Source organism: Bacteriovorax stolpii, assembly GCF_002872415.1.
GTDB lineage: Bacteria > Bdellovibrionota > Bacteriovoracia > Bacteriovoracales > Bacteriovoracaceae > Bacteriovorax > Bacteriovorax stolpii.
This window is the reverse complement of the sequence record NZ_CP025704.1, coordinates 3,085,331-3,096,377: the sequence shown is the minus strand read 5'-3', so window position 1 is coordinate 3,096,377 and position 11,047 is coordinate 3,085,331. Positions and strand designations below refer to the sequence as shown.

The following is an 11,047-nucleotide window of genomic DNA, read 5'->3' as shown; positions in this document are numbered from 1 at the left end:
TAATGCAAGAGGCGCAGTAACTTATAGCGCCAAAGCGATTTATTTAGCTGATGGTTTTGCTCAGTCATTCCAAGATTGTCTATTTAAAATAATATACATTTACGTTATGATATTTACTGATTTTCATAGAGGAGGCGGTCAATGTCTATACGTATTTTAGTTTTAGCTCTGAGCATGTGCCAGGCTACATCACTTTTTGCCAAAACGAATGGTGACATCGTAAAAAACTCACCTTTTACACCTGAAAAATTCACTTTCCAGGCATGGAGTGAGGAAGATGCGGCAGTAAAAATGAAATCATCTGAAAAGAAGAGAAAACCAGCGAACTCTTCAATGATTGATGATTCAATGATGTCGAAAGAATTAAAAGCGATTCAGACACGTCTTCATGGAATTAAAACTTCTGAAGCAATGGAAGCTTTCTTAGATGAACTTGATAAGAACTACGAGTCTTATCCAACTGACGTAAAGTTCTACATTACACAAGTCATGCCGACAAAAGCGTTTAGAGGATTCTTCTATCGTCTAAAGCCACTGTTTGATGGAAAATCAAACTTTGTTCACTCTCAAATTTTAACGACGGCAAAAGCAATGGCCACGAGAGTAAAAGTGTTCCTTCCATACGAACACGCCGAAGCGGGTTATGAATACGTTTCTTCTCCATTTCTTGATGCAAAGGGAGAGATGGTAGAAGGCTTTAAAGAAGAAGCAGATGTTCAACTATGGGTGGTTAATGAACTTCTTCCACTAATCAATACTGCAACACAAAGATTAGAAAAACTCAGCCTGGTAGAACCAATCGTTTGGGATCAAAAAATGGTATTTGGTTCACAGTCATTTGCTGATGGAATCAACCGCTTTAAGTTAATTGGCGAATTCGAAAAGAACCTGGCGCTTTCAGCAAGCTACAGTGCGATTACTTCAATAGCGACAATGAGAGCCTACAGTGTTCAAAAAACAGTTGCTCTATACAAGGAAATCGGATTCCTTTACGGGTTTGATGGATTTGGTCTATTCAACAGAATCGATGGTGTTTCTGCTGAAAAGATTTCAAAAGTGATAAGAAAACCTGCTTTTGCTTCAACTGGTACTCTAATGCCAGACGGAGCGAAGTGGATGGACTACGCTTATAAAGCAAGCCAGAAATCACTTAAGCGTCTAAGCATGGCATGGGAGCTTTCATCAAGTGAGAGAAAAGATGAAAACCTATACGCTTTCAACACAAACTACATCAGTGTTAACCGCGATGAGATCGAAGAGAACCTTCGCATCCTTAACCGTGTGGTTATGTCGAAAGAAACAGAAACTCTAAGATCTGCGGTAACGGGAGAAGTGGTTCAGTTTAATTACTCGAAGCTTTTCACAAATCCACCAAAAGATTTAAAAGTATTCCTGCCAACTCAGTTTGATAAAAATGCAAAAGCGTCTCGCGAAGTGACTTTGGCAAACGGAACTAAAAAGACTCTGACTTACAGAAACTACCTGGAAGGAAGTGCAACTGGATGGGATGTAAAACAATACGAAGCGTATTTCCCATCAATCAAAGCTAACGACGATGTTTACCGTACTGTGAGAGTGTTAAATCACATCCAGGGGAATTGGCTAGCAATCAGATAATGAATAACAAAAAGGCCCGGGAAACCGGGCCTTTTTTATTTGTGCTATTTTTTATTTCTCTTGATGAATCCCGCCAAATAAATCCTGTCTCCAGGTTAACTTTATCGGGTTGAGATATTTTTCCTGATATTGTTTTGAATTATCCAGATACCATTGTCTCAGTTTTGGAAGATGATGAAGTCCTACATGGGGATGAATGTGGTGCAAGCAGTGATATCCAATATTGTGTGGCCCTATAAAGAACCTTTCAAAGAAATTCATATGGTGATCAAAAGTCGACTCAATCATTGTGTAGACTGAGCGGTCTTGAACGATATTGTATTCATGCTCAATTAAAAGGCGATAGATACAAAAAACACCGCCAGCTGGAATAACCAGGTAGTAGCAATAAATTAAAAATTCAAAGCGAGTTAGGGCCAGGTAGTAAAGAACGCAATGGAAGGCCATGATAGGCAGGTCTTCGTAAATGCAAGTTAAGATTTCCCTGTCTTTAGAAAGATCTTTTCCTGAAACATCTTGCAGGAAAATGCGCCCGTAAGGATTGCGCAGCTTCGGGAAAACCAAGGCGAAAGGTGCAAAGAATGTTCTGGCAATCCAGAAAGGGACAAAGAAAAGTCCTTTTTTCATGGTGAGCCAGAAGCGGACGACACCAATACATTTTTTGTTAATGTTGTAATAAGGATCGTTGTCTTTAAGTGTATCGCGGTGATGGCGGATATGGTGATAGGCCATGGCATTAGCACTTTTTCCGATGATGTAACCCGAAAAGATTTCCAGGATTCTCATGTGGATTGTCTTGTTGTGCAAATTCATATGACAGACATCGTGCAGAATCACGCCAAAAGCATGCAGGCGTCCGGCAATAATGATCGCCCAAATGGGATACAAATAGGCACTGGTATTATACATCAGATAACAAGCGGCAATAACGACGATCCAGTCGCAGATCAAATCTAAATAAAGCCTTGAAATGCTGGGACCTAAAAGAAGTTCACTGGGAACATCCTGGCGCTTGAATGATTGAAGCGTTCTTTCCATTTATAAAGCATACAGAATTTTCTCGATTTCTGATACTATATTCAAAGATTCGGCATCTCTTACCAAGGGTGTTTTTTGCTGTCACAACATAAAGTATTGGTGGTTACTGGAGGCTTTCTTTCGGGAAAAGAGGGGAGCTTTTTTGAAGTCTTAAAAAGACAGATTCTCCAGTGGCAATTCTCGAAGTTCTCATGGCTTGAGGCCATGGTGAAGGTGACTTCTGTTGAACCAATTGTTTATGTGCAAAGTTCGGTAAAAAAAACAAAAGACCAAAGAGTCCTGGATTTTTTTAAGTTTAATGATTTAAATTCGACACCAGAACTCACTGAAACACTGATCGCGACTCTTTTAAAACAAGAGTCGATGGATTTTGAAGTGGCTTCAGTCAACGATCTTTTCTCCAATAGAAAACTTCGCGAAAGACTTTTAAAAGAGTGCGACTGCGTTTTTATTTCAACGACACTTCTGCGCGATTTAAGTGAGATGTTTCCCATTCTCAATTTACTCAAGACTCCGAAAAATCACCTGGTCGTCGGAGGACCTCTAACTCAGCTTTTAAAAGAAAATATCAAATACATGGATAATGTCGAAGTGGTTGCTATCGGCCATGGAGAGTATTTGGTTCCCACGCTTTGCGAGTGGATTAAAACTGATTTTAAAGAATTAAAACCTCATCCAACTGCGAGTGGAAGTAAAATAGAGAACCTTAACAATATTCAGGTTCTCTACAGCGGGCATCCGGAATCAAGTAACCTGGATATGTTCCCTGCCGCTGACTGGAAACTTGCTGAGACTTATCACCAAAAAAAATTTCCGGTGATTCACTATGAAAGTGTGCGTGGATGTCCGTATAGATGTTCATTTTGTAATTACCCATTTCTTTTTAATGAAAATAGTTTCCGCTATCGCTCGGCCCAAAAAATCGCCAATGACTGGGAGACTTATGAAAAGAGTATGGGGCCAAAGATTATCAATTGCCTCGATTCACTTTTTACTATGCCAAGAAAAAGACTCTTTGAACTTTGCGAAGAGATTCAAAAACGTGGTTTAAAAAGCCGTTGGGTTTGTTATGCCCGAGCTGAAGACTTGGCGGATGAAGAAGTTTGCAAAGCAATGAAGGCAGCCAATATTCTTCAAGTGCAGATTGGTTTAGAGTCGGGGAGTCCTCAGATTTTAGACAATATGAAAAAACACTGTACGTTGGAAGAGAATATTAAAGCGGTAGAGAACTGCCGCAAGTACGGTATCACTTCTGTTGTATCTCTGATTGTTGGGTTTCCAGGAGAAACAGAAAGCACAATTGAAGAGACATACGAATTGATCAAAAAGACAAAACCAGACTTTTTCTTTGTTGCAACTTTTAGTACCCGTGCTGCCGGAGTTCCAATTCTTTCAGTAGAAAATAGAAAGAAGTTTGGTATCTGGATTGATGAAAATGTTTTTTCTGTTTCGCCTTACTGGGAGCATGCAACCATGAGTGCCAGCGAAGTAGGAAAGAACGTAAGGAAGCTCCAGTTGAGATTAATGAGAGAAAAACATTCGCTTAATGCTTTTGCCTTTTATTCAGGGATGCTGGGGTATAAACCAGAAAATCGTGAAGCTCTGTTAGATTTCCAGGCGGCATCAGTAGAGCGTTTTCAAACGCTTCCAAAGTTCTTTAAATTGGCCGTGAGTTTTATTGAAAAGAGAATCCAAAGAGACATCAATAAACTTAAAGTCACTACAACAGCGACTACTGATAAGCAGCTTGCTTAGTTCGTGAAATTTTCTCTTTCAATTAAGTTGTCGAGTTCAGCGTCGATAGGAGCTGGTTCGTTTTGATCCAACTTCACCAGACCTTTCCACATTTTTAAATAAATGGCCAGGAATGCTGGTTTTTCTACATTAGGGTCCACAAATTTTGGCAGGTGAATCCAAGGAACGTTCGGGTGTTGGTGGTGAGCAAGGTGGTCGTGGTAATTTAAAAAGAAAGCTTTTGTAATCGGGTGAACTTTTAGGTTCCAGGCCCCGTTTCTAATATCGCGGACACTGTAAGCGTGGTCGGCGTATTGAAGAGCGGACCAGGTAAAACCAAAAGCAAAGTAACACATGAAGTATGTTGTCAGATCCAAACCTAATAAAAAGAACATTCCAATTTGAACTGCAAGTGTGAAGAGCACTTCCATTCGCATGCGAGTGATTTCTCTGCCTGAAAGGTTTTCAAAACTGCGAAGCATACTCGCTCCGCCCATTCTTCCGACTTCATAGTTATCTTTTCCAGAAAAACGAGAAGAAAGTAGACTGTTTGGGTTTACTAATAGCCAGATTGAACCAATAAAAGGGACGGCCCAGTAAACTCCAGTTAAGACACCGTAAAGAGTGATGTTTTTAACCAGTTTATTATCTCGGTCATCGTACATTTCAAAAAGTTCGTATTGAGTACGGTTATTGCGGTGGTGATTTAAGTGACATCTCTTCTGGAAAGAGTAGGCCGTCGGAAACATGGCCGCCGTAATATTTCCAAAGATGTAATTGATTTTACGATTGTAGTGAAAATTTGAGTGAACTGCTTCATGAAGAAGAGAGAAAGTCGTATTGCCTGTATAAGCAAAAAGCATCACACATGCGATCTTAAGCCACCAGTTATCCGTGTGGGCACAGGTGTAGAGAAGGAACATCAATAATGCAATTGAGCCAACAGCTAAAAAAATATTCAAATTCGCTGGAATGGAAATATTTTTGTTATTGTACATTAACGTCTTTTTCATGGAATTATTCTCACATTTAAGAGGGGGTGACGTCAACCGAGGAAAAGTTCGCTCTCTGGCATTTCCCTCTTAAAAAGATCGCCACTTTTGTCACTTTTTGAGTAAGATTAAAGCATGAAAAAACTGCTAAAAATCACCTTGTTTGGTGCCCTCATCCTGTTGGTGGGGTTAATGCTCAAGGGACCGACCCAGGACCGCACCTCTGATGCGTATTTTTCCTGGAAATCCCAGCACGAGCACGAACTGGCGATTAACCGTCTTCACCAGGAAGCGATTCTTAATCCCAATTTTCATTTTGATCATTTAGAGTTAGTCGAAGTGGCGCCGGGAAAAAGATATTTTAGTCTTTGGGGTCACATGATGCTGCGTTTTGCAGGATCGGGTGGAGCAGATCCAGACCAGGATTTGGTTCTTAGTTTTCTTGCCGACTTTAATGATTTCCCGGTTGATGACTGGAAAGCTTCAACTGGTGGCTATGTTGTGATGCCAAAAATTGGAACAGTGGCCCAGTATAAAACGGAGTACATTCAAGGTGAAGGGCGAACGATTTTCTTTCACCCAATTCACGCTACCAAAGAAAAAGAGCAACTGCTTTTAACGACACTGAGAAACTGGATTAAAGACCCTACACTTCCTGGTGGCTATTCATTTTTCTATAACAATTGCGTAAGCCTTATGACTAAACTTTTAGTGGAAGCAAAGCTCTTACCAAGAATGGGCCTTTATGGTTATTGGCCGAAATATGTTCCAAGACAATACTCTCAAGAAGGATTGATTGATTATGAGTAGAGATAAAATCGCCACGATGCCGGACCTTGAAAGATTTAAAGTCATTTGTCTTTATGTCACTCTTTCAACGATTGCCTTTGCTGTGATTTATGGATGGTGTAACCAACAGGCCGCACTTAGCCCGGTCAGATACTCGATGTATACTCAATGGGAATTATCAATTCCTCTGATTCCATGGATGATCTATCCCTATATTTCTTTAAATCTTCTTTTTGTTGTCGCTGCTTTTGTTTTAAAGGAAGTGTCGTCAGTTAAAGGTTTTTGTACTTCACTGATCGTTGGTGCAATTGTTGCGGGTTTTGTTTTCTATTTTTTCCCGGGGCAATTGGGGTTTGTGCGCGAAACAGTTCCTGGTTATGAACAGTATTTTGATTTTATGTTCTCAATTGATCATCCACATAACTTGTTTCCAAGTTTACACGTCACATACTCAACCCTGGCGATTTTCGCTATGATTGAGCAGACAACAAATAAAATCTTTCATGCTTTTATGTGGGTATGGTTGGTTTTGATTTCAGCTTCTGTCGTTTTTGTTCACCAGCACCATCTTTTTGATATTGTGACAGGATTTATCCTGGCGCTGGTGATTTACAAATTAGTCTACGAAAAAATTCACAACACTAAGAGAGCATAAACCGCCTGACAAATAAGGTGGGCCATGACTCCACAGACGACAGTTAGTGTCAGTCTGTTGATGAAAATCCATTTCGGGTCATCTGAAGCAAAGTAGATGTTGTCTTTTTCTTCGGCTTCACTTCTTGCTTTAAGAAATAAGTAAGCAAATGAGATTTCTGCAACAGTTGCCAGGGTTGTGACAAAAATGAATGCGAGTGCCATGTTGCTCATAGGAGTCAGGTTCACAAAGTTTTCGCGGTTGATATAGTACAAAGTGACAAGTCCAACGATGTGGAAAAGATCGTGGCTAATTCCGTATCGCGGAGTCCAGTTAAACCATTTGTAAATCATGACTAGTTCCAGAGGACCACGGGCCCACCAGCTTAAGAGGTGAAAAGCGATAACATATTTAATCGGGACGATGACATCTGGGCTAAAGATAAAAAGAAAGGGCAGAAAAAACCATGTTGTCACTGTGTAGGCAAGCCAAAATGCTTTGGGTGTCGAAATAGGTCCACCAGTCATTGGGTTTGGACCATTTTGTTTTTTCTTGTAAAGATAGGCACATGCACTTACGAGAAGTGGCCACATGACCAGCAGGACTTTTGTAAACATAAAAACCTCTTGTTTATAACAATGTTAAGCTACAACAGGTGTAAAAAGATAGGGGTCTATGTTAAAATTTTTCTTATGTCGTTAACAGTAGAACAAAAAGACAAACTTTTAGGAATCAAACCTCGCTTCTTTTTTGCGATCATGCTTCCTTTTATTCTTTGTATTGCTTTGGGCTTCTACGTTTGGAAACTGCCTTTTGTCTGGCAGGATTTTTTTATTTTTTTCGTTTTTTATCAAATAGCTCTTTTTGGAATTTCAGTCGGAAACCACCGCTATTTTTCTCATAAGTCTTTTAAGGCAACGCCCTTTTTTGAGTTTTTGCTTTTTTTCACATCGGCCGTCGCTTTTCAGACTCCGGCCATCTGTTGGGCCGCAGTTCATAGAAAGCACCACCACCATAGCGATAAAGGTGAAGACCCACATTCTCCTTATTTTAAAGAGGGGAGAGCTTTAAGTTTTTGGGAAGGGTTCTGGCACGCACATGTTATGTGGATTTTTGGATTAGACACATTAGGTATTATAAAAAAATACACTCAGGATTTTTACCATAATGAAAGACTGGTAAACTGGCATCGTTTTCATATGTTCATTGGGATTTCATTTCTCATCATTCCAGGTTTTATTGAAGCGGCGATGCTGGGAGAGTTTTCGAGCGACAACATTCTTCGTGGGATTTTCTGGGGCGGACTTTTTAGAGTTATGCTCCTGCATAATGCTGTCTTTTTGATTAATTCGTGGGGCTGTCACCGCGGTATTGGTTATAGAAGAAATGAAACCAATGACCAAAGCACAAACAATCCACTGCTTTTTCCTTTTATTTTAGGCGAAGCCTGGCACAACAATCACCACGGTTCACAAACCAGCGCCAACAATGCTCAAAGGGCCATCGATATCGACCCGCACTTCTGGATGCTTAAAGGTTTTGAAAAACTGGGATGGGTATCAGATATCAAAGACGCGCATAAGTCTTAAACTAAGCACATATCAAAACTAACAGTTGGCTTCGTTGAGTCCCAGTGAAGTGGGTCTTGAATTTGCCCATGATCGTCCTTGCTGTGAACACTAAAAACTGCCATCGGCATCTTTTGCATAAAAAGAGACAGCGTGTTTTCCAGGTAATCTTCATTTTCAAAATCAGCATAGGCCAGCATATGAAAATCTTTTTCAAAGGCCTGGTGAATAAAATCGTGAAGGATTTTTTGGCGATCACTCTTGACCAACGATTTCTCAAAGATCACTTGTGAGAGATAAAGAATATCCAGCGGTGTGTTTTCTTTTGGGAATTTCTTAAATTCAAAAAAAGGAATCTTACTTCCCATTGCATGAATCAACTTAAGTGCTTCTGGGATTTTAGTGATACGAATCTGTTTTGTTTTAATCGGATTCCACACCATCGCCAGCGCCTTGAGCTCACCACTTTTATTAAAAGATAAAAGCAGGTTCTCCATTGAAAAACCATTCCAGTTTTTCAAACGGTGATCTAGTTCTTTTTCCCAGTCATGAGAAAAAAGGTCTTTTGGATTATTGAGTGATAGGAAATTAACAATGAGTTTTTTGTCTTCATTGGTTGCCATGCGGACATAGGTCGACGACGTTCTTAATTTCACTCGGCCAATGATGTTAACCATTTTGTATTTTTGCAGCTGATGATAATGGAGGTTCGCAATCTTGGTTTCGGCCAGGTTGTTTTTAGATTCTTTATTCTCATCAATGAGCACCGTCTGGTAAAAACGGCAGTGATGCATTTCTTTGATCTGTGGAGAGAGCCTGATGAGGTTGGCATACATCAAGCGCCACTCGCGGATAAGCTTGCGGTTCATCTTGATACGCAAGTCTCCCAGGTAGCCGATGGTCTGTAGCTCACCATTAATATAACCAGGACGGTAAGTGATCACTCCCATGCCAAAAATCACACCCAGATCATCTTTTAAAAGAAAGATGACCGAAGAATCACTTCTTTCTTTAAGGAAAGAAAAAAAATCATTTCCTCTGGTGTAGATAATTTCAGACTCTGTCGAGCTTAATGATGTTTGGTGATAGAAATCGAGAATGTCTTGATTGTCAGCTTCAGTCGCTTGTGAAATGTGCGGGTACTCTGCAAAGAATTCGTTAAGTGATAACTCTTTCATTCGCAAAGAGTGGTGAGGAGTTGACGGAAGTTTTTCTCTAACGTCAAAAAGTCTGCCATGTTTTCAATAAAGAGATCAGACCTTTTCTTTTTTTCTTCAATATCCATTTGTTTGGAAAGAATATTTTCCGCCAGTTCAGTACTAATGTTGTCGCGTTTTACCAGGCGCTCAAGTTGAATAGAGCGTGGAGCATAAGTGCAGACAGCGAGGTCCGTTTTTTCGTTGAGCTTTTTTTCAAACAATAGGGGAACATCATAGACAACAAAGCCATGAGGTTCAAAGGCGCCATAGGCACTCGAAAAAGCATCGGGCATACGCGAGTAAATATAAGTCTCAAGTAAAAGCTGATTTTCAGGAGTTTTAAACGCCAGCTCTCTTAGTGTTTTAAAATGAATAGCTTCATCAATGATGGCATCTTTAAAGTTTTTAAAAACAAAATCGAATGACTCTTTTTGCGAATAGATCCCTTTAACCAATCGATCAGCATCAATCACCGGAATATTTTCATCGCGGAACATTTGCGCCACCGTGCTCTTTCCAGTTGCAATACCTCCTGTCAGCGCCACAATCGGCACTGGGATATTGTAGAGGCGAGAGCTCTGGTCTTTAGTAATCCATTTACTTTTTAGCTTTTTCATTAACCTTAGCTTGGTTCCAGTAAACGTCCATTTGTTCCTGGTTCATATTCTCAAGTTTAACACCTTTTGCTTCCATTAAATCTTCCATTGCGTGAAAGCGACGAAGGAATTTTTTATTGGCATTACGAAGAGCATCGTGTGGGTCCATATCCAGGTGTCTTGCCAGTTGGGCCACTGAGAAAAGAAGGTCTCCTAACTCTTCAAACACAGCTGCTCGGTTCAGTTCGCGGTGTGGAGTTAGCTCTTCTTTTAATTCCTGCCATTCTTCTTCAACTTTGTAGGCCACTTGAGTGTAGTCGTCCCAGTCAAATTTAATATCGTTTGTTTTTTTACCGATTTTTACAGCTGACATTAGGGGAGGAGCATTTAAAACAGAAGACTTAATACGATGGTGATTTTTTTCACCTTCTTCGCGCAGTTTTTCTTCCGCTTTGATTTTTTCCCAATTGATTAAAACCTGGTCAGCAGAAATGGAAGTGTCTTTCTTTTCAAAAACGTGGGGGTGGCGGCGGATAAGTTTTTCACTTAAGCGGGCCGAAACCGATTCAATATCAAAGAGTCCTTTTTCAGAGCCCATCTGAGCGTGAAGCAACACTTGCATAAGAACGTCGCCAATTTCTTCTTCCATTTTTTTTGGGTCTTTTTCTTCAACCGCTTCAACAAATTCATACGATTCTTCCAGAAGATATTTCAGGAGAGATTCATGTGTTTGTTTTAAATCCCAAGGGCATCCTTCAGTCGGATGGCGTAGGTCGGCGATGACATCTTTTAGTTTCTCAAAATTGCTTTTATTCATTTGCGGCACCTGCTAATATTTGTTACCTTTTAGGGTATCAGGAAAGATTGATGAAGTTTGAGA

Annotated in this window: 11 protein-coding genes; 5 read left to right on the top strand and 6 right to left on the bottom strand. The window is 40.2% G+C overall.

Translation table 11 applies throughout. From position 1 onward, the window contains the following. Window positions 1–141: 141 nt before the first annotated feature. Window positions 142–1,617, top strand: a complete 1,476-nt coding sequence (locus C0V70_RS15230) for a hypothetical protein (protein WP_102244726.1) — start codon at window positions 142–144, stop codon at window positions 1,615–1,617. 51 nt (window positions 1,618–1,668) lie between these two features. On the opposite strand, the gene C0V70_RS15225 is transcribed toward C0V70_RS15230, so the two are convergent. Further along, window positions 1,669–2,655 carry a fatty acid desaturase gene (locus C0V70_RS15225; protein ID WP_102244725.1) on the bottom strand — a complete coding sequence of 329 codons (987 nt, stop codon included), beginning with the start codon at window positions 2,653–2,655 and terminating at the stop codon, window positions 1,669–1,671. Window positions 2,656–2,730: 75 nt separating this feature from the next. Between C0V70_RS15225 and C0V70_RS15220 the strand changes: the two genes are divergently transcribed. Continuing rightward, a complete protein-coding gene (locus C0V70_RS15220; RefSeq protein ID WP_133566579.1) occupies window positions 2,731–4,410 on the top strand; it encodes a B12-binding domain-containing radical SAM protein in 1,680 nt (559 codons plus the stop codon). Here C0V70_RS15220 and C0V70_RS15215 read toward each other — a convergent pair. Then, window positions 4,407–5,402, bottom strand: coding sequence for a fatty acid desaturase family protein (locus tag C0V70_RS15215; RefSeq protein WP_102244723.1), 996 nt, complete (start codon window positions 5,400–5,402; stop codon window positions 4,407–4,409). The genes C0V70_RS15220 and C0V70_RS15215 overlap by 4 nt on opposite strands. A 114-nt stretch (window positions 5,403–5,516) precedes the next feature. On the opposite strand from C0V70_RS15215, the gene C0V70_RS15210 reads away from it, so the two are divergent. Further along, window positions 5,517–6,191: a lipoprotein N-acyltransferase Lnb domain-containing protein gene (locus tag C0V70_RS15210; RefSeq protein ID WP_102244722.1), complete on the top strand. Its 675-nt coding sequence runs from the start codon at window positions 5,517–5,519 to the stop codon at window positions 6,189–6,191. Beyond that, window positions 6,184–6,825, top strand: coding sequence for a phosphatase PAP2 family protein (locus C0V70_RS15205; protein WP_102244721.1), 642 nt, complete (start codon window positions 6,184–6,186; stop codon window positions 6,823–6,825). The genes C0V70_RS15210 and C0V70_RS15205 overlap by 8 nt, the downstream gene beginning before the upstream one ends. On the opposite strand, the gene C0V70_RS15200 is transcribed toward C0V70_RS15205, so the two are convergent. Beyond that, window positions 6,804–7,421: a hypothetical protein gene (locus C0V70_RS15200; protein ID WP_102244720.1), complete on the bottom strand. Its 618-nt coding sequence runs from the start codon at window positions 7,419–7,421 to the stop codon at window positions 6,804–6,806. The two genes, C0V70_RS15205 and C0V70_RS15200, sit on opposite strands and share 22 nt — an antisense overlap. A gap of 75 nt (window positions 7,422–7,496) precedes the next feature. On the opposite strand from C0V70_RS15200, the gene C0V70_RS15195 reads away from it, so the two are divergent. Next, the gene (locus tag C0V70_RS15195; RefSeq protein WP_158649711.1) at window positions 7,497–8,393 is read left to right on the top strand and encodes an acyl-CoA desaturase; all 897 of its coding nucleotides are present in this window, start codon (window positions 7,497–7,499) and stop codon (window positions 8,391–8,393) included. Here the strand turns inward: C0V70_RS15195 and C0V70_RS15190 are convergent. From C0V70_RS15190 to mazG, 3 genes are read right to left on the bottom strand one after another with little or no spacing between them, the layout of a single operon-like run. Beyond that, on the bottom strand, window positions 8,390–9,550 hold the full coding sequence (locus tag C0V70_RS15190) for a hypothetical protein (protein ID WP_102244718.1): 1,161 nt from the start codon (window positions 9,548–9,550) through the stop codon (window positions 8,390–8,392). The two genes, C0V70_RS15195 and C0V70_RS15190, sit on opposite strands and share 4 nt — an antisense overlap. Then, on the bottom strand, window positions 9,547–10,188 hold the full coding sequence (gene coaE / locus C0V70_RS15185) for a dephospho-CoA kinase (protein WP_102244717.1): 642 nt from the start codon (window positions 10,186–10,188) through the stop codon (window positions 9,547–9,549). The genes C0V70_RS15190 and coaE overlap by 4 nt, the downstream gene beginning before the upstream one ends. Continuing rightward, complete coding sequence (gene mazG, locus C0V70_RS15180) at window positions 10,169–10,984, bottom strand: nucleoside triphosphate pyrophosphohydrolase (RefSeq protein ID WP_102244716.1); 816 nt, start codon at window positions 10,982–10,984, stop codon at window positions 10,169–10,171. The genes coaE and mazG overlap by 20 nt, the downstream gene beginning before the upstream one ends. Window positions 10,985–11,047: the final 63 nt, after the last annotated feature.

Bases quoted from the DNA above. Each gene is read 5' to 3' on its own strand.
- C0V70_RS15200 (WP_102244720.1), bottom strand. From the start codon at position 7,421: ATGTTTACAAAAGTCCTGCTGGTCATGTGGCCACTTCTCGTAAGTGCA.
- C0V70_RS15190 (WP_102244718.1), bottom strand. From the start codon at position 9,550: ATGAAAGAGTTATCACTTAACGAATTCTTTGCAGAGTACCCGCACATT.
- C0V70_RS15230 (WP_102244726.1), top strand. From the start codon at position 142: ATGTCTATACGTATTTTAGTTTTAGCTCTGAGCATGTGCCAGGCTACA.
- C0V70_RS15205 (WP_102244721.1), top strand. From the start codon at position 6,184: ATGAGTAGAGATAAAATCGCCACGATGCCGGACCTTGAAAGATTTAAA.
- C0V70_RS15225 (WP_102244725.1), bottom strand. From the start codon at position 2,655: ATGGAAAGAACGCTTCAATCATTCAAGCGCCAGGATGTTCCCAGTGAA.
- C0V70_RS15210 (WP_102244722.1), top strand. From the start codon at position 5,517: ATGAAAAAACTGCTAAAAATCACCTTGTTTGGTGCCCTCATCCTGTTG.
- C0V70_RS15215 (WP_102244723.1), bottom strand. From the start codon at position 5,402: ATGAAAAAGACGTTAATGTACAATAACAAAAATATTTCCATTCCAGCG.
- coaE (WP_102244717.1), bottom strand. From the start codon at position 10,188: ATGAAAAAGCTAAAAAGTAAATGGATTACTAAAGACCAGAGCTCTCGC.
- mazG (WP_102244716.1), bottom strand. From the start codon at position 10,984: ATGAATAAAAGCAATTTTGAGAAACTAAAAGATGTCATCGCCGACCTA.
- C0V70_RS15195 (WP_158649711.1), top strand. From the start codon at position 7,497: ATGTCGTTAACAGTAGAACAAAAAGACAAACTTTTAGGAATCAAACCT.